This is a genomic window from Aquitalea sp. ASV11, assembly GCF_016429185.1.
In the GTDB taxonomy this organism is placed as follows: Bacteria; Pseudomonadota; Gammaproteobacteria; order Burkholderiales; family Chromobacteriaceae; genus Aquitalea; species Aquitalea pelogenes.
On sequence record NZ_JAELUD010000021.1, the window covers coordinates 23,412 to 49,712 of the forward strand.

26 protein-coding genes are annotated in these 26,301 nt (G+C 61.2%); 20 read left to right on the plus strand and 6 right to left on the minus strand.

The window, feature by feature from the left end; genetic code table 11:
• The first annotated feature begins 109 nt into the window (after positions 1–109).
• The 14 genes from ssuD to JHD62_RS09140 all read left to right on the plus strand — a co-directional run bounded on the left by ssuD (position 110) and on the right by JHD62_RS09140 (position 13,625).
• Positions 110–1,261 (plus strand): FMNH2-dependent alkanesulfonate monooxygenase, encoded by a 1,152-nt coding sequence (gene ssuD, locus JHD62_RS09075; protein ID WP_199053146.1) that lies wholly within the window; start codon positions 110–112, stop codon positions 1,259–1,261.
• The gene (locus JHD62_RS09080) at positions 1,258–2,100 is read left to right on the plus strand and encodes an amidohydrolase family protein (RefSeq protein ID WP_199102620.1); all 843 of its coding nucleotides are present in this window, start codon (positions 1,258–1,260) and stop codon (positions 2,098–2,100) included. Before ssuD ends, JHD62_RS09080 begins: the two co-directional genes overlap by 4 nt.
• Positions 2,101–2,149: 49 nt before the next feature.
• Positions 2,150–3,112, plus strand: a complete 963-nt coding sequence (locus tag JHD62_RS09085; protein ID WP_199102621.1) for a sulfonate ABC transporter substrate-binding protein — start codon at positions 2,150–2,152, stop codon at positions 3,110–3,112.
• Between the two features lie 35 nt (positions 3,113–3,147).
• Positions 3,148–3,327, plus strand: coding sequence for a hypothetical protein (locus tag JHD62_RS09090; protein WP_199102622.1), 180 nt, complete (start codon positions 3,148–3,150; stop codon positions 3,325–3,327).
• An 86-nt stretch (positions 3,328–3,413) separates the two neighbouring features.
• The gene (gene msuE / locus JHD62_RS09095; RefSeq protein WP_062788818.1) at positions 3,414–4,004 is read left to right on the plus strand and encodes an FMN reductase; all 591 of its coding nucleotides are present in this window, start codon (positions 3,414–3,416) and stop codon (positions 4,002–4,004) included.
• Positions 4,005–4,058: 54 nt separating this feature from the next.
• Positions 4,059–5,162, plus strand: a complete 1,104-nt coding sequence (sfnG, locus tag JHD62_RS09100) for a dimethylsulfone monooxygenase SfnG (RefSeq protein WP_059286526.1) — start codon at positions 4,059–4,061, stop codon at positions 5,160–5,162.
• A gap of 14 nt (positions 5,163–5,176) precedes the next feature.
• Positions 5,177–6,352, plus strand: coding sequence for an AMP-binding protein (locus tag JHD62_RS09105; RefSeq protein ID WP_199102623.1), 1,176 nt, complete (start codon positions 5,177–5,179; stop codon positions 6,350–6,352).
• Between the two features lie 22 nt (positions 6,353–6,374).
• A complete protein-coding gene (locus JHD62_RS09110; protein ID WP_199102624.1) occupies positions 6,375–7,157 on the plus strand; it encodes an ABC transporter ATP-binding protein in 783 nt (260 codons plus the stop codon).
• Positions 7,158–7,236: 79 nt separating this feature from the next.
• Positions 7,237–8,118, plus strand: coding sequence for a branched-chain amino acid ABC transporter permease (locus JHD62_RS09115; protein ID WP_199102625.1), 882 nt, complete (start codon positions 7,237–7,239; stop codon positions 8,116–8,118).
• 129 nt (positions 8,119–8,247) lie between these two features.
• The gene (locus JHD62_RS09120; protein WP_199102626.1) at positions 8,248–9,315 is read left to right on the plus strand and encodes a branched-chain amino acid ABC transporter permease; all 1,068 of its coding nucleotides are present in this window, start codon (positions 8,248–8,250) and stop codon (positions 9,313–9,315) included.
• Positions 9,316–9,377: 62 nt separating this feature from the next.
• Positions 9,378–10,712 carry an ABC transporter substrate-binding protein gene (locus JHD62_RS09125; RefSeq protein ID WP_178973246.1) on the plus strand — a complete coding sequence of 445 codons (1,335 nt, stop codon included), beginning with the start codon at positions 9,378–9,380 and terminating at the stop codon, positions 10,710–10,712.
• An 83-nt stretch (positions 10,713–10,795) separates the two neighbouring features.
• Positions 10,796–11,551: an ABC transporter ATP-binding protein gene (locus tag JHD62_RS09130; protein WP_045848236.1), complete on the plus strand. Its 756-nt coding sequence runs from the start codon at positions 10,796–10,798 to the stop codon at positions 11,549–11,551.
• Positions 11,552–11,787: 236 nt separating this feature from the next.
• Positions 11,788–12,849 carry an isopenicillin N synthase family oxygenase gene (locus tag JHD62_RS09135; protein WP_199102627.1) on the plus strand — a complete coding sequence of 354 codons (1,062 nt, stop codon included), beginning with the start codon at positions 11,788–11,790 and terminating at the stop codon, positions 12,847–12,849.
• Positions 12,846–13,625: a MetQ/NlpA family ABC transporter substrate-binding protein gene (locus tag JHD62_RS09140; RefSeq protein WP_045848234.1), complete on the plus strand. Its 780-nt coding sequence runs from the start codon at positions 12,846–12,848 to the stop codon at positions 13,623–13,625. The genes JHD62_RS09135 and JHD62_RS09140 overlap by 4 nt, the downstream gene beginning before the upstream one ends.
• A gap of 237 nt (positions 13,626–13,862) precedes the next feature.
• Here the strand turns inward: JHD62_RS09140 and JHD62_RS09145 are convergent, their stop codons facing one another.
• The 3 genes from JHD62_RS09145 to JHD62_RS09155 all read right to left on the minus strand — a co-directional run bounded on the left by JHD62_RS09145 (position 13,863) and on the right by JHD62_RS09155 (position 16,152).
• Complete coding sequence (locus tag JHD62_RS09145) at positions 13,863–14,627, minus strand: amino acid ABC transporter ATP-binding protein (protein ID WP_199102628.1); 765 nt, start codon at positions 14,625–14,627, stop codon at positions 13,863–13,865.
• The gene (locus JHD62_RS09150) at positions 14,624–15,304 is read right to left on the minus strand and encodes an amino acid ABC transporter permease (RefSeq protein WP_199102629.1); all 681 of its coding nucleotides are present in this window, start codon (positions 15,302–15,304) and stop codon (positions 14,624–14,626) included. The genes JHD62_RS09145 and JHD62_RS09150 overlap by 4 nt, the downstream gene beginning before the upstream one ends.
• 89 nt (positions 15,305–15,393) lie before the next feature.
• Positions 15,394–16,152 carry an amino acid ABC transporter substrate-binding protein gene (locus JHD62_RS09155; RefSeq protein ID WP_370541047.1) on the minus strand — a complete coding sequence of 253 codons (759 nt, stop codon included), beginning with the start codon at positions 16,150–16,152 and terminating at the stop codon, positions 15,394–15,396.
• Positions 16,153–16,536: 384 nt separating this feature from the next.
• Here JHD62_RS09155 and JHD62_RS09160 point away from each other — a divergent pair, with 384 nt between their 5' ends.
• The gene (locus tag JHD62_RS09160; RefSeq protein ID WP_199102630.1) at positions 16,537–18,237 is read left to right on the plus strand and encodes a dienelactone hydrolase family protein; all 1,701 of its coding nucleotides are present in this window, start codon (positions 16,537–16,539) and stop codon (positions 18,235–18,237) included.
• A 52-nt stretch (positions 18,238–18,289) separates the two neighbouring features.
• Here the strand turns inward: JHD62_RS09160 and JHD62_RS09165 are convergent, their stop codons facing one another.
• Positions 18,290–19,744, minus strand: a complete 1,455-nt coding sequence (locus tag JHD62_RS09165; RefSeq protein ID WP_199102631.1) for a SidA/IucD/PvdA family monooxygenase — start codon at positions 19,742–19,744, stop codon at positions 18,290–18,292.
• Positions 19,745–19,950: 206 nt separating this feature from the next.
• Entirely contained in the window at positions 19,951–20,100 is a 150-nt protein-coding gene (locus JHD62_RS09170; protein ID WP_199102632.1) for a hypothetical protein, read from the minus strand.
• On the opposite strand from JHD62_RS09170, the gene JHD62_RS09175 reads away from it, so the two are divergent.
• The 5 genes from JHD62_RS09175 to JHD62_RS09195 are packed head-to-tail and all read left to right on the plus strand — an operon-like array spanning position 20,099 to position 24,567.
• Positions 20,099–21,217: an ABC transporter substrate-binding protein gene (locus tag JHD62_RS09175; protein WP_199102633.1), complete on the plus strand. Its 1,119-nt coding sequence runs from the start codon at positions 20,099–20,101 to the stop codon at positions 21,215–21,217. The two genes, JHD62_RS09170 and JHD62_RS09175, sit on opposite strands and share 2 nt — an antisense overlap.
• 24 nt (positions 21,218–21,241) lie before the next feature.
• The gene (locus JHD62_RS09180) at positions 21,242–22,165 is read left to right on the plus strand and encodes a branched-chain amino acid ABC transporter permease (protein WP_199102634.1); all 924 of its coding nucleotides are present in this window, start codon (positions 21,242–21,244) and stop codon (positions 22,163–22,165) included.
• Positions 22,158–23,105: a branched-chain amino acid ABC transporter permease gene (locus JHD62_RS09185; RefSeq protein WP_199102635.1), complete on the plus strand. Its 948-nt coding sequence runs from the start codon at positions 22,158–22,160 to the stop codon at positions 23,103–23,105. The genes JHD62_RS09180 and JHD62_RS09185 overlap by 8 nt, the downstream gene beginning before the upstream one ends.
• Complete coding sequence (locus JHD62_RS09190) at positions 23,102–23,863, plus strand: ABC transporter ATP-binding protein (RefSeq protein ID WP_199102647.1); 762 nt, start codon at positions 23,102–23,104, stop codon at positions 23,861–23,863. Before JHD62_RS09185 ends, JHD62_RS09190 begins: the two co-directional genes overlap by 4 nt.
• 5 nt (positions 23,864–23,868) lie before the next feature.
• A complete protein-coding gene (locus JHD62_RS09195) occupies positions 23,869–24,567 on the plus strand; it encodes an ABC transporter ATP-binding protein (RefSeq protein WP_370541048.1) in 699 nt (232 codons plus the stop codon).
• 82 nt (positions 24,568–24,649) lie between these two features.
• On the opposite strand, the gene JHD62_RS09200 is transcribed toward JHD62_RS09195, so the two are convergent.
• Positions 24,650–26,224 (minus strand): ABC transporter substrate-binding protein, encoded by a 1,575-nt coding sequence (locus JHD62_RS09200; RefSeq protein WP_199102636.1) that lies wholly within the window; start codon positions 26,222–26,224, stop codon positions 24,650–24,652.
• Between the last annotated feature and the right edge of the window lie 77 nt (positions 26,225–26,301).

A 26,301-nucleotide genomic window follows, 5' to 3' on the forward strand; every position in this document is an offset into this window, starting at 1 on the left:
TGGTTCGTGCAGTGCAGGGCGCTGACTAGAATCGGCCCATCACCTTCATGCCACAGCCGCCAGTCCGGTGCGCTGCGGCGTCATGCAATCTGCCAGCAAAGGAAGCAGCATGAGTCTCGACATCTTCTGGTTTCTGCCGACCTCCGGCGATACCCGTTATCTGGGCCAGTCCGGCTCCGGCCGCGCCGTCAGCAATGAATACCTGCGGCAAATTGCCGTGGCGGCGGACAATCTTGGTTACGACGGCATCCTCATTCCCACTGGCAGCGGCTGCCTGGACCCGTGGGTCACCGCCTCCAGTCTGGTGCCGGTCACCAGTCGGCTGAAGCTGTTGGTGGCACTGCGCACCGCGCTGACCAAGCCCACCGCTGCCGCGCGTATGGCCGCCACGCTGGACCAGGCCAGCAATGGCCGTCTGCTGCTGAATGTGGTGGCGGGGGGCGATTCGGCCGAACTGGCCGCCGACGGCATTTTCCTCGATCACGACCAGCGTTACGAAGAAGCCAGCGAATTCCTGCATATCTGGAAACGTCTGCTCGCCGGGGAAACCGTCAGCTACGCCGGTAAATACCACACGGTGGAAAACGCGCAGAACTTCTTCGAGCCGGTACAGAAACCGGCACCTCCCTTGTACTTTGGCGGCTCGTCCAATGCCGCGCACGACCTGGCGGCCGAACATGTGGAAGCCTACCTCACCTGGGGAGAACCCCCGGCAGCCGTGGCCGAGAAGATTGCCGATGTGCGCGCCCGCGCCGCCAGGCTGGGCCGCACCGTGCGCTTTGGCGTGCGCCTGCATGTGATTGTGCGCGAAACCACCGAGCAAGCCTGGGCGGCGGCCAATGCGCTGATCAGCCATCTGGATGACGAAGTGATTGCCAAGGTGCAGCAGCGTTTTGCCGCCATGGATTCCGAAGGCCAGCGTCGCATGGCCGCGCTGCACGGTGGCAAGCGTGACCAGCTGGAAGTCAGCCCCAATCTGTGGGCCGGTGTCGGCCTGGTACGTGGCGGTGCCGGTACCGCGCTGGTGGGCGATGCACAAACCGTGGCCGCGCGGCTGAAGGAATATGCCGACCTGGGCGTGGACAGCTTTGTCCTCTCCGGCTACCCGCATCTGGAAGAAGCCTACCGCTTTGCCGAACTGGTGTTCCCGCTGTTGCCGGGCAAGCGCTGGGTGTATGGCGACGACCGCGTGCAGACCGGCGGGCCGTTTGATGCCAGCACCGTGGTGCAGAAAACCGTGGCCGAAACGGAGGCGGCATGAGGGTGATCGACATGCGTTGCAGGCCTGCCTTCCTGCACGACTTCTTTGGTGCCTCGCCCGGCACGCAGGCTTACGAAGCCGCGCGCTGGCTCAACCGCCGCGTGGGTTCGCGTGACGACCAGCACTTTGTCTCCTCGCTTACCCAGCAGGGTTTTCTGGATGAAGTGGAAAACGCCGGGCTGAGTCGTGCGGTGGTGGTGGGGCGGCATACGCCGGGCCAGCATCTGCCTAATGACACCATTCACCAGATCGTCCATGGCCATGACAGCCTGCTGGGCATTGCCGGGGTGGACCCGGCCTTGCAGGGCGAGCAGGCGGCGGTGGCAGAGGCCGAGCGCGCCATCAGGCAACTGGGCCTGGCCGGTATTGATATCGAACCGGGTTTTGGTGTGCCGGCGCGCCAGCCGGACGATGCGGTGTACTACCCCGTTTATGAGGCCTGCGCCGCACTGGGCGTGCCGGTGTTTTTGATGTCCGGCCCCACCACGCCGGACCCGCGCTTTAACGACCCGGCCGGTGTGGCACGGGTGGCGGCGGATTTCCCGCATTTGCCCATTGTTTGCTACCACGGCTACTGGCCGCGGGTGGCGGAGATTGTCGGCATTGCCTTCCGTCACGAAAACGTGCTGGTAGTGCCGGACATGTACCAGTTCCTGCCCGGCAGCCAGCTGTATATCGAGGCGGCCAACGGCTTCATGGCCGACCAGCTGCTGTTTGGCTCGTCCTATCCCTTCCGCCCCATCGGCCAGTCGATAGACGACCTGCACGGCCTGGGCCTGCGGCCCCATGTGCTGGACAAGGTGCTGTACGGCAATGCCGCCCGCCTGTTCGGCCTGTAGATTGGCTGACAAAAACCGAAGCTCATACTGCAAACAACAAGGAATCGTGATGCAACACTTCAACCCCACCCGTCGTCGTGTACTGGGCCTGCTGGCTGCTGCCGGCCTTGCGCTGTCTTCGCTGTCGGCCACCGCGCTGGCTGCAGGCAGCGACACGCTGAATATCGGTTATCAGAAATACGGCACGCTGGTGCTGCTGAAAGCGCAGGGCACGCTGGAAAAACGCCTGGCCCCGCTGGGCGTCAAGGTGAAATGGGCGGAATTCCCCGGCGGCCCGCAACTGCTGGAAGCACTGAACGTGGGTAGCGTGGACCTGGGCACCACCGGTGAAACCCCGCCCATCTTTGCCCAGGCAGCCGGTGCCGACCTGTTGTATCTGGCCAATGAACCGGCCGCACCGGAAGGCGAGGCCATCGTGGTGGGCAAGGATTCGCCCATCCGCAGTGTAAAAGACCTCAAAGGCAAGCGCGTGGCGCTGAACAAGGGCTCCAATGTGCACTATCTGTTGGTGCGCGCGCTGGAAAAAGCCGGGCTGAAATACGAAGACATCACCCCGGTATTCCTCAACCCGGCTGATGGCCGCGCCGCCTTCCAGCAGGGCAGCGTGGATGCCTGGGTGATCTGGGACCCCTTCCTGGCAGCTGCCGAGAAGCAATTGAATGCCCGTCAGCTGGCGGACGGCAAGGGCATTGTCAACAACACCCAGTTCTACCTGGCACGCAAGCCTTATGTGGCCAGCAATCCCAAAGTCATCAAGGTGGTGCTGGAAGAACTGCAACGGCTGGATGCCTGGGGCAAGAGCCATATCCCGGAGGTGTCTGCCGAGCTGTCCAGCCAGATCGGCCTGGACAAGGACATTGTGCAGGTAGCAGCCAAGCGCTCCGGCTATGGCGTCAAGCTGCTGGATGGCAAGGTGGTGGCAGAGCAGCAGCGCATTGCCGACACCTTCTTCAAGCTGAAGCTGATTCCCAAGCCGCTGGTGGTAAAGGACATCGTGTGGGACGGCAAATAAGCTGAAGCCAGACCGGTCCGACAACCGTCTTCATCATGAAAAGCACACCCTGTGGGGTGTGCTTTTTTGTATTCGAAACAAGCGGCAGAGGATTGAGATTGATGTTTTTTGCATATCAGCAATCCTGCTTTGTTTTGCATGGTTTTGCCGGTGCTGCCCAGGCAGCAGCCGGTCAGCATGCTGGTGCGGCAGCAGCAGTTGCCGGTTATGGTTAAATTTGTGCAAGTTATTGATATTAAAGAAAAATAAAGCTGGCACGTTTACTGCTATGTATCAGGAGAACCCTGATGATGGAGCAAGCATGAGCCACTCTTTTAATGTTGTTGCCGTATCCGGCAGTCTGCAGCGCCCCTCGCGCACCCTGGCGCTGGTGCAGGCCTTGCTGGCCGAATTGTCCGGCCACCTGCCAGTTGAAGCCCGTGTGATCGAACTGGGCGATCTGGCCCCGCACTACGGTGGCGTCACCCGTCCGGCGGATTTGCCGGAATCCGTGCGCGAAGCCATTCAGGCGGTGGAGCAGGCCGACTTGCTGATTGTCGCCAGCCCGGTTTACCGCGCCAGCTACACCGGCCTGTTCAAGCACTTCTTTGACTTCGTGCATCACGAAGCCCTGTTCGACCTGCCGGTACTGCTGGCTGCAACCGGTGGCAGCGAGCGCCATGCGCTGGTGATCGAACATCAGCTGCGCCCCCTGTTCAGCTTCTTCCAGGCGCAAACCCTGCCGCTTGGGGTATACGCCGCCGAGGCCGACTTCAGCGACTACCAGGTCAGCGATAGCGCCTTGCAGGCACGCATCCGCCTGGCGGTAGAGCGCGCCTTGCCGCTGATCAGCCACCGCCAGCCGGTGATTGCCAGCGCGCAGTCCGCCAGCACGACATCTTCCCTGGCCTGAATCAACACTGCATTGCCCTCTTGACCATTACCTGCATCTACACGGAGAAATCACATGAGCCAAGCACAAAACGCCATCAAGTTTGCCTACTGGGTACCCAATGTCAGCGGTGGCCTGGTGGTCAGCAAGATCGAACAGCGCACCAGCTGGGACATCGACTACAACCGCAAGCTGGCGCAAATCGCCGAGAAGGCCGGCTTTGAATACGCGCTGTCGCAAATCCGCTTTACCGCCGGTTATGGCGCGGAATACCAGCACGAGTCGGTTTCCTTCAGCCATGCGCTGCTGGCCGCCACCGAAAAACTGCGTGTGATTGCCGCCATTCTGCCCGGCCCGTGGACGCCGGCGGTGCTGGCCAAGCAGATTGCCACCATCGACCACCTCACCGGTGGCCGCGTGGCAGTCAATATCGTTTCCGGCTGGTTCCAGGGCGAATTCACCGCCATTGGCGAACCGTGGCTGGAGCATGACGAACGCTATCGCCGTTCGGAAGAATTCATCCGCGTGCTCAAGGGCATCTGGACCCAGGACAACTTCAGCTTCAAGGGCGACTTCTACCGCTTCAGCGACTACACCCTGAAGCCGAAACCGCTGCAACAGCCGCACCCGGAAATCTTCCAGGGTGGCAGCTCGCGTGCCGCGCGTGACATGGCTTCACGTGTGTCCGACTGGTACTTCACCAACGGCAATACCGTGGAAGGCATCAAGGCGCAGGTGGACGACATCCGCGCCAAGGCAGCAGTCAACGGCCATCAGGTCAAGATTGGCGTCAACGCCTTCATCATTGCCCGCGATACCGAAGAAGAAGCCCGCGCCGTGCTGGCCGAAATCATCGACAAGGCCGACCCGGAAGCCGTCAACGCTTTTGGCGATGCGGTGAAGCAGGCCGGTCAGGCCAGCCCGGAAGGCGAGGGCAACTGGGCCAAGTCCACCTTTGAAGACCTGGTGCAGTACAACGACGGCTTCAAGACCAACCTGATTGGCACCCCGCAGCAGATTGCCGAGCGCATCGTCGCCCTGAAGGCCGTGGGAGTGGACCTGGTGCTGGGCGGCTTCCTGCACTTCCAGGAAGAAGTGGCCTACTTCGGCGAAAAAGTGCTGCCGCTGGTGCGTGAGCTGGAAGCGCGCGCCAAAGAGCACGAAGCCGTAGCCGCCTGACAGGAGCAAGGGTGATGAAGCGACATCAGGAAGCACCGCTGCCCGGCAGCGCCAGCCTGCCAGCCTGGCTGGCATGGCAGGCCGACCAACAGCCGCAGGCCATTGCCTTGCGCCACAAGCGGCTGGGTATCTGGCAGCAATGGCGCTGGGCCGAGCTGCAGCAGCAAGTGGCCGCACTGGCGGCTGGTCTGGCTGCGCAAGGCTTTGCGGCCGGGCACAGCCTGGTGTTGCTCAGTCACCCGCGCCCCGAAGTGCTGTTGCTCAGCCTGGCGGCTCAGTGGCTGGGCGGGGAGGCGGTGGCGCTGGACCCGCAACAGCCGGTGCGTGACTTGCAGGCCATCCTGCTGCACTTACAGCCGCGCTGGCTGCTGGTGGAGGATGCCGAGGCCCTGCACAGCCTGCCGCGTGATTTGCCCAGCCCCGCGCTATTGCTCTACACCGAAGGGCGTGGCTTGCAGCAGCGGGTAGGCCCAGGCTGGCTGTCGGTTGCGCAGTTGCAGCAAGCAGGCGCGGCCTTGCCTGCGCCCGCCTTGCTGGCCAGTAACAGCGCGGTGGCCTTCCGCTTCTGGCGGGTGGATGGCCGGGGCGAGCTGCAACAGCAGGCCTTGCAGCATGGCCATTTGCTGCAGGCGGGCAGCCAGCTGTTACAGGCCGAAGGCCTGACTGCCAATGAAGACGCACTGGCCTCGCGTGCCTTTGCCAGTTCCGCCCAGGTGCGCTACCTGCTGGCACCGTGGCTGCAAGCCGGTTTCCGGCTGAATTTCCCGGAAAACCTTGCCACGCGCGACAACGACCGTCGCGAACTGGGCCCCACCCTGGTGGCCGGTACGCGCGAAACCTACAGCCGGCTGGAACAGCTGGCACGCAGCCGTCTGCCACCTACCGGCAGCTGGCAACGTGCACTGGTAGACCGCGTGCTGCAACCGGATGCCGGGCGCTTCTGGCGCTGGGCCGGGTATTACAGCGTGATTCGCCCGCTGCGCGACGTACTGGGTTTCAGCCGCACGCGTGTCCCGTTGCTGCTGGGTGCGCCGCTGGCGGAAAACACCCGCCACTTCTTTGCCGTGCTGGGGGTAGAGGTGCGCAACTGGCCGGATAGCGGTGAATGGCAGCAAAGAGCGCTGCAGCCAGAACCGGAAGGCAGCACGCAGCAATGGCGGCCTTCCACTACGCCTCCCCTGCAAGCCTGAATCAAGAAATGGAAACAACACTATGTCCCAGACCGTAGCGCCCTTGCTGAGCCTGGCGCACATCTCCCTGAGCTTCAAGGGTGTCAAGGCGGTGACCGACATCGGCTTTGACGTGGCCGAAGGGGAAATCTGCGCCTTGATCGGCCCCAATGGCGCGGGCAAGAGCTCCTTGCTCAATGTCATCAACGGGGTGTACCAGCCGCAGCAAGGGGAAATCCGCTTTGCCGGTCGCGCCCGCCGCGCCATGCAGCCGCACGAGGCTGCGGTGGCAGGCATTGCCCGCACCTTCCAGAACATTGCGCTGTTCAAGGGCATGAGCGTGCTGGACAACATCCTCACCGGTCGCAACCTGGCCAGCCGCAGCAGCTGGCTGGAGCTGGCCTTCCGTGTAGGCCGTGCGGTGGCCGATGAAGAAGCCCAGCGTGCGGTAGCCGAGGAGGTGATTGCCTTTCTGCGCCTGCAAGCCTGGCGGCACATCCCGGTGGGCCAGCTGCCTTATGGCCTGCAAAAGCGGGTGGAGCTTGGGCGGGCATTGGCAGCCCGGCCACGCCTGCTGTTGCTGGATGAACCCATGGCCGGGATGAACCGCGAAGAAAAACGCGAAATGAGCCAGTTCATCCGCGAGGTCAACCAGGTGTTCGGCACCACCATCGTGCTGATCGAACACGACATCGGCGTGGTGATGGAACTGTCCGACCACGTGGTGGTGCTGGACTACGGCCGCAAGATCGGCGATGGCGAGCCCGCAGCGGTGCGTGCGCTGCCCGAGGTGATTGCCGCTTATCTGGGCCAGCAGCGTCACTGAAACCTGTTTTCTGATTCGTGTTCACCTTGTTCCCGCCAGCTTGCCCGTGCGGGGCGGGGACCTGTAAGGGGGCTGTCTGATGTCGTTTTTCATGGAAGTACTGCTCGGCGGCTTGCTGGCCGGGGTGATGTACTCGTTGGTGGCCATCGGCTTCGTGCTGATCTACAAGGCCAGCGGGGTATTCAATTTCGCCCAGGGTTCGATGGTGCTGTTTGCCGCGCTCACCTTTGTCAGCCTGCTGGAGCGTGGCCTGCCGTTCTGGGTGGCTTTTGTGCTGAGCCTATTGTCCATGCTGCTGCTGGCGCTGTTGCTGGAGCGGCTGGTGCTGCGCCATCTGGTGAACCGGCCACCCATCACCCTGTTCATGGCCACGCTAGGCCTGAGCTATGTGGTGGAGGGCGTGGCCCAGGCGCTGTGGGGCGCGCAGGTGCACGGGCTGGACCTGGGCATCGAGGACACACCGCTGGAGCTGGGCGGCCTGATGCTGTCGCGCTTCGACCTGTTTGCCGCCGCTAGCGCCGGGCTGTTGGTGCTGCTGCTGTCCTTGCTGTTCAACAAGACCCGCATCGGCCTGTCGCTGCGCGCAGTGGCGGACGACCAGCTGGCCGCGCTGGCGGTCGGCATCCGCCTGCAACGCATGTGGGTGCTGGTATGGGCAGTGGCCGGGTTGGTGGGGCTGGTGGCCGGGCTGTTGTGGGGCGCGCGGCTGGGCGTGCAGTTTTCCCTGTCACTGATCGTGCTCAAGGCCTTGCCGGTGCTGATTATCGGCGGCTTTACCTCGATAGGCGGTGCCATTGTCGGTGGCCTGATTGTGGGGGCCAGCGAAAAACTGGCGGAAGTGTATCTGGGGCCGCTGCTCAGCGGTGGCATTGAAAACTGGTTTCCCTATGTGCTGGCGCTGCTGTTCCTGTTGCTGCGGCCGGCGGGCTTGTTTGGCGAGCGTGCCATCGAACGGGTGTAAGACCCGCTAACAAAACCCCCGTGCCTGCGTTGCACCTCCTTGCCGTACTACCTGTACTGTCTGCGTCGGCGCGCCTTGGCTCGGGTTCTCTACGAGGTTTTGTTAGCAGTTCTAAAAAGGAGAGTAGGCATGTTTTATCAGGAATCCGGCCAATTCAGCACCCGCTACCGGCAGGATGGCCGCGCACTGCGGCTATGGCAGCAGCGTGCCGCGCTGTGGGTCTTGCTGGCGCTGGCCTTTGGCCTGCTGCCCTTCATTGGCAACGACTACTGGTTCAGCGCCATTCTGATTCCGTTTCTGGTGTTGTCACTGGCCGGGCTGGGGCTGAACCTGCTTACCGGCTATGCCGGCCAGCTGTCGCTGGGTTCGGCCGCTTTCATGGCGGTGGGGGCATTTGCCAGCTACAAGCTGCAATTCCTGCTGCCGGGCCTGCCGCTCTTGCTCAGCTTTGTCGCTGGTGGCGTGGTGGCCGCGGCAGTGGGGGTGGTGTTTGGCCTGCCCAGCCTGCGCATCAAGGGCTTTTATCTGCTGGTGTCCACGCTGGCGGCACAGTTCTTTGTCGAATGGCTGCTCACCAAGTTTGCCTGGTTCTCCAACGGTAACGAATCCGGCGTAATCACCGCACCACCGCTGCTGGTGGCCGGTCACGATTTCGGCAGCCCGGCCGGGCGTTATCTGCTCACCCTGAGCGTGGTGCTGCCGCTGTTTGTGCTGGCGGCCAATCTGGTACGCAGCAGCCTGGGCCGCAACTGGATGGCGGTGCGCGATATGGACACTGCCGCTGCGGTGATCGGCATCCCCATCCTGCGTACCAAATTGCTGGCCTTTGCCATCAGCTCTTTCATCCTGGGGGTGGCTGGCTCCTTGTGGGCGTTTACCTATCTGGGCACGGTGGAGCCGCATGGTTTCGACCTTAGCCGCTCGTTTCAGGTGCTGTTCATCATCATCCTGGGCGGCATGGGCAGCATTCTGGGCAATTTCCTTGGCGCGGCCTTCATCGTGCTGCTGCCCATCGTGCTGTCCATCCTGTCCGGCAGCTTGTTAAGCGGCGTGCTGCCCGCCGGCCAGCTGGAAAATCTGCAAAAAATCATCTTTGGCGTGCTGATCATCCTGTTCCTGATCAAGGAGCCGGACGGCCTGGCGCGGCTGTGGCAAGGCTGGCGCGCCCGCGCCCGGCTGTGGCCACTGCGCTTCTGAATGTTTTTGTCTTGTTGTTTCCGTTAGCAGTTTCGTCTACTGAACCAGGGAGTTTACCCATAATGAAAAATCATCTGCACACACTGAAAGGGGCGGTCGTACTGGCATTGGGCCTGGCGGCAGCATCGGCCACGGCACAGGCAGGCGGCGAGCAGTATTTCCCGCTGCAAAGCTACCGCGTGGGGCCGTATGCGGCTGGCGGCACCGGCTTTTTCGGCGGCTTTATCGATTACCTGCAATACGTGAATATCAAGGAAGGCGGCGTCAACGGCGTCAAGCTCAGCTGGAGCGAGTGCGAAACCGAATACGTGGTGGAAAAAGGGGTGGAGTGCTACGAGCGCCTGAAAAAAGGCCTGAACGGCGCGCCGGCTGCCGCCACCAACCCGCTGTCGGTGGGCATTGCCTATGCCACGCTGGAGCGCTCCACCGCCGACAAGCTGCCGCTGATCACCATCAACCATGGCCGTACCGACTCCACCGACGGCAGCGTGTTTCCTTATGTGTTCCCGCTGCAGCTGAACCCGTACTCCGAGGTGTCGGCCATCATCAACTACATCGGCCAGAAATCCGGCGGCCTTGCCAAGCTGAAGGGCAAGAAGATTGCCGTGCTCTACCACGGCTCGCCCTATGGCAAGGAAACCAACCCCATCCTGGAGCTGCTGTCGAAGAAATACGGCTTCCAGCTGGTGTCGCTGGAAGTGCCGCATCCGGGTAACGAGCAGCAGTCGCAGTGGCTGACCATCCGCCAGCAAAAACCGGACTGGGTGATTCTGCGCGGCTGGGGCGTGATGAACCCGGTGGCACTGAAAACCGCGCAGAAAACCGGTTATCCGGCAGACCACATCATCGGCAATATCTGGAGCAACTCGGAAGAAGACGCCGCCCCGGCCGGTGCCGCTGCCAAGGGTTTCATCTCCATCACCACCCACCCGTCCGGCACCCAGTTCCCGGTGTTGCAAGGCATCAAGAAAACCGTGCTGGATGCCGGCAAGGGCAATCTGGCCGATGCCAAGCGCTTTGGCACGGTGTATTACAACCTTGGCGTGGTCAACGGCATCCTGAACGTGGAAGCCGTGCGCCTGGCGCAGGCCAAGTTCGGCAAGAAACCGCTGACCGGCGAGCAGGTGCGCTGGGGCTTCGAGCACCTGCACTTTGACGACAAGAGGCTGAAGGAAGTGGGCGCGCTGGGCCTGTTGCAACCCTTGCAACTGAGTTGCGCCGACCACGAAGGCGGCGGTGCGGTGCGCTTCCAGCAGTGGGACGGCCAGCAGTGGAAGGTGATTTCGCCGTGGGTACAGGCCGACCGCAAGCTGCTGCGCCCCATCATCGAGGACTCCTCGCACAAGTACGCCAAGGAAAAGGGCATCACCCCGCGCGATTGCAGCAAGGAATCGTGATGGCCTGAGCCTGTCCACGCCCGGCGCGGCTTGCTGCGCCGGGTTTTTGTCACCCGGTTTTTGACGGATTGCGGAGTTGAATCATGAGCCAGCCCTTACTACAGGTGGAAGGCATTCAGGTGGTGTACAACCAGGCCATTCTGGCCGTGGGCAGTGTTTCCTTGCAGGTGGACGAGGGGCAGATCGTGGCCTTGCTGGGGGCAAATGGGGCAGGCAAGAGCAGCACCCTCAAGGCCATTGCCGGCCTGGTGGCAGCCGAGCGCGGCTGCCTGCAGCAAGGGCGCATTGTCTATGCCGGGCAGGATGTCAGCCATACCGCCCCGCATGAGCTGGTGCAGCGCGGGCTGGTGCAGGTGCTGGAAGGGCGGCATTGCTTTGCCCACCTGAGCGTGGAAGAAAACCTGCTGACCGGTGCCTTTGTGCGCAAGCCCAGCCGCGCTGCCTTGCAGCAGGACCTGGAACGCATCTACCAGTATTTCCCGCGGCTGAAAGAGCGTCGTCGCTCGCAGGCAGGCTATACCTCGGGCGGAGAGCAGCAGATGGTGGCCATTGGCCGCGCACTGATGGCTGCACCACGGCTGGTGTTGCTGGATGAGCCATCCATGGGGCTGGCACCGAAAATCGTCGAGGAAATCTTCGAGATACTGCAGGCGCTGAACCGGCAGGAAGGGGTGAGCTTTTTGCTGGCCGAGCAGAATGCCAACCTGGCCTTGCACTACAGCCATCAGGCCTATCTGCTGGAAAACGGCCATGTGGCACTGTCGGGTAGTTCGGCCGAGCTGGCTGCGCGTGAAGACGTACACCAGTTCTATCTGGGTGGCAGTGTCGAGGCAGCCTGAGGGCAGGCTGTTACTGTCACAGTTTGGCGCAGACAACACCGCTGTGCGGCTTTGCGCCACCATTCATCCTGCTTGTCCGGGCGGCACCGGCACGCCGTTGTTCAGGCAGGCACCGCCCTTGTCAGCCGCGCTGACGGCTTGATATTCAAATCAGTTTTTCTTGGTTCGCACAGGCATTGGCATGGCATATCGTGAAGCTTCCCGGCACCCCGGTGGTGCCGCTTTACGGAGTTGTCATGCCAAGCCCTCTTGCCCTGCCTGTCATCGATTTCAGCCTGCTCGATGGCAGCGCCGAACAACGTCAGCAACTGCTGCAACAACTGCGTGGCGCAGCACGCGACCACGGTTTCTTTTATCTGGTCGGCCATGGTATCGCCGCTGACAAGGTGACGGCACTACGCCAGGCCGCACGCGCCTTCTTTGCCCTGCCGGAAGAGGACAAACTGGCCATCGACATGGAAAACTCGCCGCATTTTCGTGGCTATACCCGTGCCGGTGAAGAGCGTACCCGTGGTGCTGCCGACTGGCGCGAACAACTGGATATCGGTGCCGAGCGTCCCCCGCGACCCGACCTGGCCGCACAGGGGCCATGGTGGCGTCTGCAAGGCCCCAATCAATGGCCGACAGCCTTGCCGCAACTCAAGCCGGTGCTGCTGGACTGGCAGCAGGAAACCACCCGTCTTTCCATCCGCCTGTTGCGTGCCTTTGCCGAAGCCCTGCAGCAGCCGGTCGATATTTTCGACGATGCCTTTGTCGAAGCCCCGGTTGAGCATCTGAAAATCATCCGTTATCCGGGCAGCCAGCAAGGCGCAGCCGGGCAGGGCGTGGGGCCGCACAAGGACGGCGGCTTCCTCACCCTGTTGCTGCAAGACGATAGCCAGGACGGCCTGCAAGTGGAAACCGAACAGGGCTGGATTGATGCCCCGTCATTGCCGGGCAGTTTCATCGTCAATATCGGTGAATCGCTGGAAATGGCATCGGACGGTTATCTGCGAGCCAATGTGCATCGTGTGCTGAGCCCGCCAGAAGGCAAGGACCGCTTGTCGGTGGCCTTTTTCCTCGGCCCGCGGCTGGATGCCACCATTCCGCTGCTGCAATTGACGGCACCGCTGGCCGCCGAAGCACGCGGCCCGGAGGCCGACCCGGACAACCCGCTGTTTTACCGTATTGGTGACAATTATCTCAAAGGACGGCTGCGCTCCCATCCCAAGGTAGCCGTCCGGCACCATGCCGACCTGCTTTCCCCGCAAGCATTGCAGGCAGCTTCCCTTCCCACCTCCGCAGGAGAATATGCATGAAACGCGCAACCCTTTGGCTGGCACTGTTCGGCCTGGCCACCAGCCTCACCGCTCACGCTGAAGTGCTGACCATCGGTGCCGAAGCCGTACCACACGCCGAGATCCTGGAGCATGTAAAACCGGCGCTGGCCAAGCAAGGCATTGATCTGAAGGTCAAGGTGTTCAGCAATGGCCTGCAGGAAAACCTGGCAGTGGCGGGCAAGGAAATCGATGCCAACTACTTCCAGCACCAGCCTTTCCTGGATAGCTTCAACAAGTCCAAGGGCACCCGGCTGGTCAGCGTGGCGGCCATCCATGTGGAGCCGTTCGGCGCGTACTCGCACAAGTACCACAAGACCAGCGAGCTGCCGGACGGTGCCACCATCGCCATTCCCAACGACCCGTCCAATACCGGCCGCGCCTTGCTGCTGCTGCACAAGCAGGGCCTGATCAGCCTGAAGGACCCGGCCAACATCCTGGCCAGCGCGCGTGACATCAGCAGCAACCCGCACCATTTCAAGATCAAGGAACTGGAAGCCGCCACCCTGCCACGCGTGCTGGACCAGGTGGACATTGCGCTGATCAATACCAACTACGCGCTGCAAGGCGGGCTGAAACCCAAGCGTGATGCGCTGTTCAGCGAAGGCAGCCAGTCGCCCTACGCCAATATCATCGTCTCGCGCGAGGACAACCGCAGCAGCCCGGCGCTGAAAAAACTGGTGGCGGCGCTGTCCACCGACGATGTACGCCAGTTCATCGACCAGCGTTATCAGGGTGCGGTGGTGCCGGTGTTCTGACACTGCGCCCTGATGCCAGCCAGGCTCTTCTCGCTTTCTGGACAGAAAGCGAGGCTCCCTTTCAGGGAAAGGGCCGGGGGATAGGGAATAGACGGGAAGGCTGCGGAATCAATCAGTGAGTCGAAAGGCCCGGCTTTGCCGGGTCCGGTACAAGCGCACCAAATCACTTGGTCAGCCGCAACAAAGGCGTCCCCTCACGGCGGACGCCTTTGTCTTGTTTACCTGCGGTGCCAGGTTTTACCAGTCTTCCGGCAGGCCTTCCTTCAGCGTGGACACATAGCTGGCGGTACGCGGGTTTTGCGGCTGCAAAAACAACTGGCGGCTGCTGCCTTGCTCCACGATGCGGCCATCTTCCAGAAACACCACGGTGTCGGCCAGCGTGGCGGCCAGTCGCAGGTCGTGGGTGGCAATCAGCATGGTCATCCTGTTGGCGGCCAGTTGGCGCAGCACCGCCACCACTTCGCTGGCCAGCTCCGGGTCCAGTGCCGAGGTGGGTTCGTCACACAGCAGCAGGCCGGGGGACTGGGCCAGGGCGCGGGCGATGGCCACCCGTTGCTGCTGGCCGCCGGACAGGGTGGCGGGCCAGGCATCGGCCTTGTGCGCCATGCCTACTTGTTGCAGCAGCTCGCGGGCGCGCGACTCAGCCTGGGCGCGCGGCCATTTCTTTACCACCAGCAGGCCTTCCATCACGTTTTCCAGCGCGGTGCGGTGCGGAAACAGCTGGAAGTTCTGGAACACCATGCCGGTTTGCAGGCGCAGGCGATGAATGTCCTGACGGCCCGGCTGGGCATGGCCATGGCCAAACTGCAGGCTGGCATCACCCAGGGTAATCTGCCCGGCGCTAGGGGTTTCCAGCAGGTTGATGCAGCGCAGCAGGGTGCTCTTGCCGCTGCCGGACGGGCCGATCAGCGCCGTCACCTGGCCAGGTGCCACTTGCAGCGACACGTCCTTCAGCACGTGCTGGCTGCCAAAATGCTTGTCGATATTGTGCAGTTGAATCATTTCGTCTCCTGGGCCTGGTGCAGGTGCTGGCCAAAGCGGGCTTCCAGCTTTTGCTGGCCGGCGGACAGCACGGAGCTGAACGCAAGGTAGATCAGCGCGGTTTCGGTATACAGGATCAGCGGTTCATAGGTGACCGAGGCAATGCGCTGCGCGGCCTGGAAAATTTCCGGCACGGTCAGCACCGCTGCCAGCGAGGTGTCCTTGATCAGCGAGATGAAGGTATTGGACAGGGGCGGCACGGCCACGCGGCTGGCCTGCGGCAGGATGGTGCGGCGCATGGCCTGGGCCCAGGTCAGGCCGATGGAATAGGCGGCTTCCCACTGGCCGCGCGGTACCGCCAGCAGGGCGGCGCGGATGACTTCCGAGGTGTAGGCACCCACATTCAGCGAAAAGCCGATAACGGCTGCCGGCAGCGGGTCGAACACGATGCCGGCCTTGGGCAGGCCGTAAAAAATCAGGAACAGCTGCACCAGCAAGGGGGTGCCGCGGATCAGCCACACATAAAAGCGGAAGCCGTCCGCCAGTGGCTTGGGGCCATACAGCCGCACCAGCGCGGTGACAAAGCCCAGCGACAGGCCAAAGGCAAAGGACAGCAGGGTAAGCGGTACGGTGAACACCAGCCCTGCATACAGCAGCGGCGGCAGCGATTCCACCATCAGTTTCAACCATTCAGGCATGTGCTGACTCCATTATTGTTTTCGTGTTGTGCAAAAAAACTTGCCCCGTAGAACGGGGCAAGCTGGCACGCCGTACGAGCTGGTATCGCTTAGTGCGACACGTCTTCGCCAAAGTACTTGAAGGAAATTTTCTGATAGCTGCCGTCAGCCTTGATGTCAGCCAGCGCCTTGTTGATGGCGGCCTGCAGCTGCGGGTTGCCCTTGCGGAAAATGATGCCGGAGAAGTCGGCGTCCTTTTCGGTGGCGGCAATGCGCAGTTTGGAGTTGGGCTGGTGCTTCTTGTAATCCAGGAAGGACAGGCTGTCGTTGATGGTGGCATCCACGCGGCCGGAAGCCAGCAGCTCCAGCGAATCGTTAAAGCCTTGTACCGGCACGACTTCTGCACCGAAGGATTGCGCCAGCTTGCCGAAGTTGCTGGTCAGGGTGTTGGCGGACTTCTTGCCCTTGAGGTCGGAAAAGCTCTTGATCGGGCTGTTGCCATTGACGATCAGCGCGGCCTTGGAGGCGATGTAGGCGTTGGAGAAGTCGTACTTGGCCTTGCGCGCTTCGGTAATCGACACTTCGTTGGCCACGGCGTCGTAACGGTTGGCATCCAGGCCGGCAATCAGGCCGTCCCATTTGCCTTCGATGAATTCGGCTTTCACGCCCAGCCTGGCGGCTACGGCCTGGGCAATTTCCACATCAAAACCCACCAGCTTGCCGCTGGCATCGTGATAGGTAAACGGGGCGTAAGTGCCTTCAGTACCCACGCGGATGACACCGGCGGATTTGATCTTGGCCAGGTCTTCGGCGGCGGCAAGGCCCGGTAGAATGGAGGCGAGCAGGGCGGCAATGGCAAATCGTTTCACAATGTACTCCTGGCTGTTGTTTTGTTTGTCATCCCGCCATCCGGCGGTATGGGTGGACTATAACAAGCCAGGCTTATTCACAATAAACAATAATTTCCACAATGATTATCAGAAAAGTGAATAAGCGGTTGCGATTTGTCAGGTAGCTTGCCGCCGGGTTTGCTCATGCCGGGTTCGGCCCGGACGGCAATCGCGGTATGCTATGCCATATGACTGACGCGAGCTGTCTGCATCGCGGTAGCCGCAGCGGGTGGCCGGGCATGCCGGTATTGATGTGCAGGGCAGGTCCGCTGGTCGCAAGGGCTGGGGCCGGTCTGGCCGACCACTGGTGCGCTGGCAATACGGTTTCATTTTTTTCTGACATTGAATGCATAAGGTATGGGCATGGTGTGGTCGGCTTGGCGAGATGGCGCAGTCATCAACAGGATGGTGCAGCGGGCCTGGCGCAGGGTTTTCATGGCGACGGTGTTGCTTGCCGCCGCCATGACGCCACAGGCAGAAAGCCAGGCGGGCAATGCCCGGCCTGTTGCGTGGCAGCTGGTTTCGGTCGACACCGGTCGCCAGAGCGAGGCTGGCAAGGTGAAACTGAATATGGCCATTCACCTGCCAGAGGACGGGAAAATCAGGCATATCGTGCTTTACCCTTCGCCCAATGGTCAGCCTGCGATAAAAAGTACGGCAGGCGGGCCGCACATAGACCTGAACGGGCCATGGATACGGACCAGCGCAGTTCTTGAGCAAAAAGGCATTGCCGTGGCCTTTGCCGACACGCCGGACGACGCTGCAGGCCATATGCCTGAGAACCGTCCACCCTTGTCACTGCGTCGCGATTTGCAGGCCGTGCTGGATTATCTGGCGGCCAGATATCCGGGCGTCCCGGTCAGCCTTGGCTTGTTTGCCGGTGAGGCCGTGCCGGTGCTGGATGTGGTTTCCCGCCTTGAAGGTGTGCATGGCGTCATCGTGGTCAGTGGCGGTTTTCTCAAGGCCAGAACCAAAGACTGGCATGGCATAAAAAACCCGGTCTTGCTGATTCATGCACCTGGCGCGCAGTGTGATGCCGCCCCTTATCCGGAAGCCCAATACCTGGCCCGGCTCAATGGCTTTGCACTGGTGCAGGCGCGTTATCCGCAAACCGAATTCAAGCCGGGATGCGGCAAAGGCAGCCAGCATGTGCTTGCTGCACTGGATGATGAGTTTGCCGCCCTTGTGGCCCGCTGGCTGGATGGCGCGGCGGTGGCTGCGTACATAGGTCATGGCGACATGCTGCCAGCCTGGCACGAGGAAATTGTCCACTATGCCGTCCCTGCAGTACTGGGACATGCCGAGCTGGAAATGACGCTGTTGTTTCCGGATGGGACGGGGCCGTTTCCGCTGCTGGTGTTCAACCATGGCGACATGGATCTGGATAGCCCGCATGTACGGGACAAGCAGCGCTTTCGCGACATGATCGTGGCGCGCGAGTTTCTGTATCACGGCATTGCCGTGGCCTTTCCCTCACGCCAGGGCGTGGGGCTTTCCGAAGGGGGATTGCAGAATCATTTCTCGACCAACGATGCCGCGCCACTCTACAAGGCCAAGGCGCAATCGGCAGATATTGTCCCCGCCATCGACTATCTGAAATCAAGAAAGGAAATCGACCCCGGGCGGATTATCCTGTCCGGGCAGTCTGCCGGTGGTTATTGTGCGATGTATCTGGCCGGCATCAATCTGCCGGGGGTGATCGGCGTGGTGAATTTTTCTGGCGGGCGCACCACGAACAAGACAGCCAGCGGCGGGCCGGAATATCGTAACCAGATGATGATTGATGGCTTTTCCGAGGTGGGGAAAACAGCACAAGTGCCGGCCTTGCTGGTTTTTACCGAAAACGATAGCCGCTATTCCGCCAATACCATCAAAGCCTCACAGGATGCTTTTGTCAGTGCGGGGGGTAAATCCACGTTGCTGCTGTTGCCGCCCATTCCCGGGGACGGGCACTTTGTCTTTCACCAGCCGCAGCTATGGCGCGCGGCCTTGAGCAAGTATCTGGGCGACATCGGAATCAGGCCGCTGCCGCAGCAGGAGCGGAGAGTGCAGGCAGATCCTTGAGGAGTCTGCCCGTACTCATGATTGCCGTGGTCAGCCAGCCGCTGGTGCTTGCTCAGGACTGGGGCAGTGTGGTGGCCGCTTGCCATTCATTGCCATACAGCTCCGGTTCGGCATATTGCTGCAGTCGGGCATAGTGCTGATCGATGTCTTCTTCCAGCAAGCTGGCAATCAGGCCGGAAGCCAGGCGCTGTGCGCCGTCGCTGACTTGCGGAATATCACCGGCGCTGGCGCCCTGCGACAGGGCCGCTGCGTAGTTGAAGCAATGAATCCGCTCCAGTCCCGGCAGGCTGCCAGGCTGTTTTTCCAGAAACTGGTACAGCTTGCCCAGATAAGGCGAGCCTGCCAGCTCACGATCGGGCGCGCCGGGCAGGCTGGGGTAGTGGTCCTGCCACAGCCGCACATGGCCGGCGATGCGGGCATATTCCGGCCGCTGTGCCCAGTCGGTGCAAAAGCCGGTGCAGAAAATCACGAAATCGGTGGTGACTTCACCCAGATTTGTACTGAGCACAACCCGGTCATCCTCCAGCCGGGCGGTTTCCACCTGAATGCCGAAGTGAAAGCTGGCATTGGGGTGCTGGGACACGCGCAAGGTGCTGCTGTGCGGTGGCGGCACCTGGGTGGTGTTCAGGTAATGACGGACTTTCCATTTCCATTCGTCCGACAGCAAGCGGAAACCATGCGCCATGCCGGGATTGACCGTGCCCTTGCTCTTGTTGATGCGCGGCAGGTCGTGACGGCGGATCAGCAGGGAAACATTTCTGGCCCCGTGTTCCAGTGCCGTGGCGGCGGCATCCATGGCGGAGGAACCACCGCCAATCACGGTGACATTGCGCCCGCGCAGCATTTCGCCTGCCCAGTCATCGCCGGAATGTACCCAGTGGCTGCGTGGCAGGCGGGCTGCCCAGGCGGGCAGGCTGGCACCGCCCAGACCGTCACGGCCGGTGGCCAGCACCGCATGACGTGCCAGAACACGGCGCGTTTCTCCGCTGGCATCGTCGCGGAAAAACAGGGCAACCACACCATCGGCGCGCGCTTCCACATCCACCAGTTTTTGCAGGTTATGCACCTTCAGTTGCAGCACATCGCGATACCAGCGCAGGTATTCCGCCCAGCTCAGGCGGTGAATCTTGTCCAGTTGCTGCCAGCCTTCCAGGCCGTGCTGCGCCTCGTACCAGGCGCGGAAGGTGAGGCTGGGAATGCCAAGACAAGGGCCGGGCAGTTCCTTGGGCGAGCGCAGGGTAATCATGCGGGCGGTGGTGGCCCAGGGGCCTTCCAGTCCGGCGGGGGACTGGTCGTAGATTTCGGCATCAACGCCATTGAATGCCAGCGCGGCGGCCACTGCCAGGCCGGACATGCCGCCACCGACAATCACCACATCCTTGACTTCACCTTCCGGGTGGCGGGCAGGAATGGTCCAGTTTTTGGCCGGCAGGCCAAGATAATCCAGGTCTTGCCGGATTCGGCTTTCCAGAGCCGCCAGGCCCTGTGCTTGTGTGCTGCTTGTCATGCTGCAAAACGTCCATGGCCAAAAACCCACACCCTAGCATGGTTTTTTGGCTGGCCAAATATCAATTCCTGCACAGTAAATCTGAAATAAAGACAATTATTCAATATTGCGCCATGGGCATTCAGTGCGGAATTTTATTGTCACTAAGCGCTGTTTTTTAATTGATTTATCGCGTTATCTGGCTGGTACGTGCTGTCAAGCATGAATTAATGATAAGCATGTGAAGAATGGGAAATCAGCGGTTGCAAAGGCAGTGCTAGATTGGCGGCAATAACCCTGCGGCTGCCATTGTTTGCATCATGGCAGCCTGTTTTTTGCCAATTCATTGCCATCAATGTCAGCCAAGGATTACTCATGTTTGCCGCCAGTCAATTTCACAAGGCACTGATTGTTGCCGCTTTTTCCTCGCTTTCTCTGTCCGCGTTTGCCGCCCCGGTTGCCATTGGCTATCAGGCACCATTGACCGGTGAATATGCCCAGTATGGCAACCAGTTTCGTAATGCCGCCAATCTGGCACTGGATGAATATAATCAGACGCACAAAGCGGCACCGGTAGTCATCAAGTTTGCCGACAGCAAGGGCGATGCGCTGGAAGGCGTGTCGATTGCCCACAAGTTTTCCGACGACAATTCCATTGTCGGGGTAATCGGCGATTTCTCCTCCACGGTTTCCATTGCCGCGGGCAAGGTCTATGCCGAAACCCATCTGGCCCAGCTGTCGCAAACCGCTTCGCACCCGGATTTCGTCAAGATCAGCCCCTGGCAATTCCGCAATATCATCACCGAGGCATTCGAAGGGCCGTATAACGCCCGCTGGATCAGCCAGAACAATATCAGGAAAGTGGCCGTCATCAGCATCCAGAACGACTGGGGCCAGACCGCCAGCAAGAACTTTGCCAAATCCTTCAAGGATGCCGGTGGTGAAGTCACCGCTCTGGAAAGCTTCAACCCGGGTACCCGCGATTTTCGCGCTATCCTGACCAAGGTGGCCCGTACCCACCCGGATGCCATTTATCTCGCACTGATGTATGAAGACGGTGCGGCCTTGCTGCAGCAAAAGCAGCAACTGGGCTTCAATGTGCCGGTATATGGCTCGTCCTCGATGTACGAGAAAAAGCTGATCCAGCTGGCTGGCCCGGCAGCGGAAGGGGTGAAGATTTCCACCACCTTTACCGCCAGCAGCAAGGAGCCTAACGTGCAGGCCTTCGTCAAGGCTTACCAGGCGCGTTACCACGTGGAGCCGTCCATGTTTGCCGGTCAGGCCTATGACGCCACCCGCATCATGCTCAATGCCATTGCCAAGGCCGGTGGTGAAAAGGCCAGCCGTGAGGCCGTACGCAATGCACTGGCCGCCACCAAGGATTTCCCCGGCGTAACCGGCAACACCACCTTTGACCCGGTAACCCGCGAGCCGTCCAAGAACCTGTCGCGCCTGCAAATCCGCAATGGCGACTTCACTTCGGTAGCCAATTGATTCACGGCCCGCACGAGAATGCACATGCTGGATTTTTTTGATGTTTTCCTGGTGCAGCAGCTACTGAACGGGCTGGCGCAGGGGCTGGTGTATGCGCTGATTGCCATCGGTTTCACGCTGATTTTCGGCGTGCTCAATGTGGTGAATTTCGCCCATGGCGAAATCTACATGCTGGGGGCGTTTGCCGGGCTGCTGGCCATTCAGGTGCTGGCCCCGCCGGCGTTTGCCGTGCTGCTGCTGGTGGCTGCTGCCGGACTGGTGCTGGGCGTGTTGCTGGAGCGGGTGGCCTTCCGGCCATTCCGCCGCTTCAATGACGAGGCCTCGCTCAAGTCCAAGGCGCTACGCGAGGCAACCTTGCTGTCCTCGCTGGCCATTTCCATCATCACCCGCGAGCTGATGCAGCTTTATGTCGGTGCCGACATGCAGTCCATTCCGCAAGCCTATCTGCTGATGACGCCCATCCAGCTGGGGCCCTTGAGCATTGCCAGCGGGCAGGTGCTGATTTTCGTCACGGCCTTGCTGATGTTTGTGCTGCTGCAATGGTTGCTGTTCCGTACCCGGCTGGGCCTGTCCATCCGCGCGGTGTCCAACAACCGGCTGGGTGCCTTGCACGTGGGCATCAATGTCAATCACATCATCATTGCCACCTTTGCCATCGGCTCGCTGATGGGCGCGGTGTCCGGCATTGTGGTGGGTTTGTATTCGGGCAATATTTTCCCGCAGATGGGTTTTTCGCCCGGCATCAAGGCCTTTGTCGCCATGGTGATGGGCGGGCTGGATTCCATCCCCGGTGCCGTCATCAGTGCCATCGTGCTGGGGCTGTGTGAAGCACTGTCCACCGACTTCGTGTCGCAGGGCTGGTCCGAGCTGATCAGCTACGGCCTGTTGCTCATCACCCTGTTGTACTTCCCGCGCGGCTTGTTCGGAAAGAAGGTGGAACGTGTCTAGTCTGTCCCGTTCAACAAGGCCGGTATTGCTGCTGGCCGTCTTGTGGCTGCTGCTGGGCTGGCTGGATGCCAGCTACCTGTACCGGCTGGCCAGCATGGCGCTGGTGTTCGGTCTGCTGGCGGCCAGTGCCAACCTGATTACCGGCGTGGCCGGCATGATGACGCTGGGCCATGCGGCCTTTTACGGCGTGGGGGCTTATACCGCCGCCTTGCTGTCCAGCCAGTACCAGTTTTCGCCCTGGCTTACCCTGCCGCTGGCCGGGCTGGCGGCGGCGCTGCTGGGCGGACTCACTGCCTGGCTGACGCGGCGGCTGGTGAATGTCCACTTTGCCGTGGCCACGTTGGGCATAGGCCAGGCGGTGTATGTCACCTTGCTTAACTGGGTGGATTTTACCCGTGGCCCGATGGGCATTACCGACATCGCCCCGCTCAGTACGGCCAGCCCGGCCATCAACCTGGGGCTGGTGATGCTGGTGTTCCTGCTGTGCTATCTGCTGCTGGAACGGACCATCCATTCCTACTACGGCAATGCGCTGCGTGCCTTGCGTGAGGACGAGCAGTGCGTGGCCGCCATGGGGCTGGACCCGGCGCGGCTGAAAATCCAGGTGATGGTGCTGGGTTGCTTCATTGCCGGTCTGGCCGGTGCACTGTGGGCGCACTCCACCCGCTATGTGTCGCCGGGCGATTTCCGCTTCAGCGAATCCATCACCATTCTGGCCATGGTGGTGATTGGCGGGCTGGGCAGCTTGCCCGGTGCCATCATGGGGGCCTTGTTGCTCACCCTGTTGCCGGAGCTGCTGCGCAGCCTGGGTGATTACCGCATGCTGGTGGTGGGCTCCATCATGTTCGGCTTCATCATGTTCCTGCCCAAGGGGCTGATTGGCGAATACTCGGCATTGCGGGTGTTCCGCAGCCATCTCAAAGCGCTGGAGCAGTCATGAGCGAAACCTTGCTGGAACTGAAACAGCTGACACTGCGTTATGGCGGTGTGCATGCGCTGGAGGACATTTCACTGAGCTTGCCCATTGGCGGCATTACCGGGCTGATCGGGCCGAATGGCGCGGGCAAAACGTCCTTGTTCAACGTGATTACCGGCTTTTCGCGGCCAAGTTGGGGTGAGGTCCATTATGCCGGACAGCGCATCGACGGCCTGCCGGTGCCGCAAATCGCCCGGCAGGGCATTGCGCGGACCTTCCAGAACCTGCGGGTGTTTCCCGGCATGACGGTGTTTGACAATGTCAGCATTGGTGCACTCAGCCAGCAACGCTTTGGCTGGCGCGCACTGTGGGGCCGCAAGCAGCACAGCGCCCAAGCGGTGAGTGCGGCCACCTGGGCGGCGCTGCGCCGGACCGGGCTGGACGGGCTGGCGTTCGAGCTGGCGGCCAATCTGTCCTATGGCAAGCGCAAGTATCTGGAAATCGCCCGCGCCCTGGCCTTGCAACCGGGCTTGCTGATTCTGGACGAACCGGCGGCCGGGCTGAATGACAGCGAAACCGCTGCGCTGGCTGACTTTCTGCGCCAGTTAAGCCAGGAAGGCTTGAGCCTGTTGCTGGTGGAACATGACCTGAGCCTGGTGAAGAAAATCTGCGACCGTGTGCTGGTGCTGTCATCCGGCCGCTTGCTGGCCGAAGGCAGCCCGGAGCAGGTGATGCGCGACCCGGCGGTGATTACATCCTATCTTGGCAGCGAGGAGGCCTGATGGCATTGCTGGAAGTTGAAAACATCAGCGTGACGCTGGGCGGGGTGCCGATTCTGCGTGAGGTTTCCCTCACTGTGGAGCCGCAGCGCATTGTCACCATTCTGGGTGCCAATGGCGCGGGCAAAACCACGCTGTTGCGCGCCATTTCCGGTATCTATCCGCTGGAGCAGGGCAGCATACGGTTTGACGGTGCCGCCATCCACGGCCAGCCTGCCCACCGCATCGTGCAAAGCGGCCTGTCGCATGCGCCGGAAGGGCGGCAGATTTTTTCCAATATGACAGTAAGGGAGAACCTGCAACTGGGTGCCGGGGCGCAGCGGGACTGGCAGCAGGAGCTGGCCTTTGTACATGACATCTTTCCCATCCTGCAGCAACGCAGCAAACAGCTGGCCGGCACCCTGTCCGGTGGCGAACAGCAAATGCTGTGCATAGGCCGGGCACTGATGGCCAGGCCGCGGCTGCTGATTCTGGACGAACCTTCGCTGGGGCTGGCACCGCAGTTTGTGCAGCAGATCTTCCGGGTGATTGACACCATTCGCCAGCACGGGGTGACGGTGGTGCTGGTGGAGCAGAATGCGCGTTCGGCCCTGCGCATTGCTGACGATGCCTATGTGCTGGAACACGGCCGGATTGCCCTGTCTGGCCCCGCACAGCAGCTGATGCATGATGCCGCGGTGCAGAATGCCTATCTGGGGGCAGCCTGATTCTGGTTTACTAGCGGGTGTCAAATAAAAAACGCAGTGCATTTGTGCACTGCGTTTTTTCTTGATGGCCAGCGTCAGCCAGTTACTTGCTGACCTTGTCGAAATACACCTGGTCGGCATTCAGGCCCTGCAAGAAGCCTTGCACATTGCTGCGCAACACCACTTGCTGGCTCGCCTGGAAGGCCAGCACAAACGGCGAGTTCTTCTGGATGTCCTTTTGCAGCGCACTGTACAAGGCCACCCGTTTGGCCGGTCTGGTTTCCTGTACTGCCTGGTCGGTCTTGTCGCTCAGCGCCGGAATCACCCAGCCATTGCGCCAGGCCAGGGTTTTGGTGCCGTCGTCGCGGTTGATGGCAAAGGCACTGGCATTGGAATGCGGGTCGAAGTAGTCCGGTGTCCAGCTCAGCAGCACACCTTCGTGGCTGCGGGCACGCACCTTGGCGTATACCTGGCTGCCAATGGCCGGTTGCAGTTCAAGCCGTATGCCTGCCTGGGCAAAGCTGGCCTGCAAGGATTGGGCAATGTCGGCGTAGGGCGGCTGATTGAAGGTATCCAGCTTGATGGTGAGGTCCTTGATGCCGGCCTTGGCCAGAATGGCCTTGGCACGGGCCGGGTCAAAGCGGTAGGGCTGGTCTTTCAGTGCGCCAAGGAAACCACTGGGCAGGAAGGACTGATGCACCTTGAATTGCCCGCGCAGCAGCTTGTTGGCCACACCGTCGTAGTCGATCAGCCAGCGTGCCGCTTCCCATACGGCCGGGTTCTTCAGGCTGCTGTTGCTGGGGCTGACCGTATTGAAAGCGACGTAATACAGTGCGGCGGACGGGAAAACCTGTACCTTCACCCCTGTTTTGCCACTCAGGGCGGCAATCTGGTCCGCGCTCAGGTCGCGGGCAATGTCGGCATCACCCTGTTCCAGTTGCAGGCGGCGGGCGGCGGCATCCGGCACATTCTTGAAAATCACCGTCTTGAGCAGTGGCGCACCGGCCGGGGAGCGGGGATTTGCATCCAGCACCAGTGCTTCATGCGGCTTGTATTCGCGCAGCTGGAAGCTGCCGCTGCCGGCCGAGTGGGATTTCAGCCAGCCATTGCCGGCATCGCCATTCTGTTCGTTGGCCTGCACGGTTTTCGCATCCACGATGGAGGCAATCGGGGCCGAGAGAATGCTCAGCGCAAAGCTGGGGCCCACCTTGGCGGGCCAGGACAGTTCCACTTGGTTGTTGCCGGTCTTTTTCAGGAATCCATCGACATTTTCGGCTTTCCAACCCAGTTCATTCAGGATGAAGGCCGGGGATTTGTTCAGCTTGACTGCCCGTGACAGCGAGAAGATGACATCTTCCGGCCGGACCGGGTTGCCGCTGGCAAAGCGTGCTCCCGGCTTTAGGGTGAATTGCAGGGACTGTCCGTCCTTGCCGGCCACCCAGTGACTGGCCAGCGCCGCTTCGATATTGGCCGGGTTGCTGCGGTTGGATTGCACCAGACGCTGATACAGGCTGTTGAATGACTGTACGCTGCTGAATTCGAAACCTTCGGCCGGGTCCAGGCTGGCCAGGTCGTCAATGGACTGTGCCACCACCAGGACATTTTTCGGGGTGCCGGCATTGGCCAGCTGGCACAGCGTCAGCCCGGTCAATATGGCAAGCGCAATCTGCTTTTGCATGCTTGATCCTCCTTGAATTGGATACCCATTATTTGATTTGACGGGTTTTTTCCAAAATCCATTTATGTATAAGCAAT

What these genes read in the sequence shown, in the direction of transcription:
- JHD62_RS09130 (WP_045848236.1), top strand. Translation starts at nt 10,796, where the DNA reads ATGAGCCAGCCCTTACTACAGGTGGAAGGCATTCAGGTGGTGTACAAC.
- JHD62_RS09105 (WP_199102623.1), top strand. Translation starts at nt 5,177, where the DNA reads ATGAAGCGACATCAGGAAGCACCGCTGCCCGGCAGCGCCAGCCTGCCA.
- JHD62_RS09150 (WP_199102629.1), bottom strand. Translation starts at nt 15,304, where the DNA reads ATGCCTGAATGGTTGAAACTGATGGTGGAATCGCTGCCGCCGCTGCTG.
- JHD62_RS09200 (WP_199102636.1), bottom strand. Translation starts at nt 26,224, where the DNA reads ATGCAAAAGCAGATTGCGCTTGCCATATTGACCGGGCTGACGCTGTGC.
- JHD62_RS09180 (WP_199102634.1), top strand. Translation starts at nt 21,242, where the DNA reads ATGCTGGATTTTTTTGATGTTTTCCTGGTGCAGCAGCTACTGAACGGG.
- JHD62_RS09110 (WP_199102624.1), top strand. Translation starts at nt 6,375, where the DNA reads ATGTCCCAGACCGTAGCGCCCTTGCTGAGCCTGGCGCACATCTCCCTG.
- ssuD (WP_199053146.1), top strand. Translation starts at nt 110, where the DNA reads ATGAGTCTCGACATCTTCTGGTTTCTGCCGACCTCCGGCGATACCCGT.
- JHD62_RS09170 (WP_199102632.1), bottom strand. Translation starts at nt 20,100, where the DNA reads ATGAGTAATCCTTGGCTGACATTGATGGCAATGAATTGGCAAAAAACA.
- JHD62_RS09165 (WP_199102631.1), bottom strand. Translation starts at nt 19,744, where the DNA reads ATGACAAGCAGCACACAAGCACAGGGCCTGGCGGCTCTGGAAAGCCGA.
- JHD62_RS09160 (WP_199102630.1), top strand. Translation starts at nt 16,537, where the DNA reads ATGGTGTGGTCGGCTTGGCGAGATGGCGCAGTCATCAACAGGATGGTG.
- JHD62_RS09115 (WP_199102625.1), top strand. Translation starts at nt 7,237, where the DNA reads ATGTCGTTTTTCATGGAAGTACTGCTCGGCGGCTTGCTGGCCGGGGTG.
- JHD62_RS09145 (WP_199102628.1), bottom strand. Translation starts at nt 14,627, where the DNA reads ATGATTCAACTGCACAATATCGACAAGCATTTTGGCAGCCAGCACGTG.
- msuE (WP_062788818.1), top strand. Translation starts at nt 3,414, where the DNA reads ATGAGCCACTCTTTTAATGTTGTTGCCGTATCCGGCAGTCTGCAGCGC.
- JHD62_RS09190 (WP_199102647.1), top strand. Translation starts at nt 23,102, where the DNA reads ATGAGCGAAACCTTGCTGGAACTGAAACAGCTGACACTGCGTTATGGC.
- JHD62_RS09120 (WP_199102626.1), top strand. Translation starts at nt 8,248, where the DNA reads ATGTTTTATCAGGAATCCGGCCAATTCAGCACCCGCTACCGGCAGGAT.
- JHD62_RS09135 (WP_199102627.1), top strand. Translation starts at nt 11,788, where the DNA reads ATGCCAAGCCCTCTTGCCCTGCCTGTCATCGATTTCAGCCTGCTCGAT.
- JHD62_RS09080 (WP_199102620.1), top strand. Translation starts at nt 1,258, where the DNA reads ATGAGGGTGATCGACATGCGTTGCAGGCCTGCCTTCCTGCACGACTTC.
- JHD62_RS09090 (WP_199102622.1), top strand. Translation starts at nt 3,148, where the DNA reads ATGAAAAGCACACCCTGTGGGGTGTGCTTTTTTGTATTCGAAACAAGC.
- JHD62_RS09085 (WP_199102621.1), top strand. Translation starts at nt 2,150, where the DNA reads ATGCAACACTTCAACCCCACCCGTCGTCGTGTACTGGGCCTGCTGGCT.
- JHD62_RS09125 (WP_178973246.1), top strand. Translation starts at nt 9,378, where the DNA reads ATGAAAAATCATCTGCACACACTGAAAGGGGCGGTCGTACTGGCATTG.
- JHD62_RS09175 (WP_199102633.1), top strand. Translation starts at nt 20,099, where the DNA reads ATGTTTGCCGCCAGTCAATTTCACAAGGCACTGATTGTTGCCGCTTTT.
- JHD62_RS09140 (WP_045848234.1), top strand. Translation starts at nt 12,846, where the DNA reads ATGAAACGCGCAACCCTTTGGCTGGCACTGTTCGGCCTGGCCACCAGC.
- sfnG (WP_059286526.1), top strand. Translation starts at nt 4,059, where the DNA reads ATGAGCCAAGCACAAAACGCCATCAAGTTTGCCTACTGGGTACCCAAT.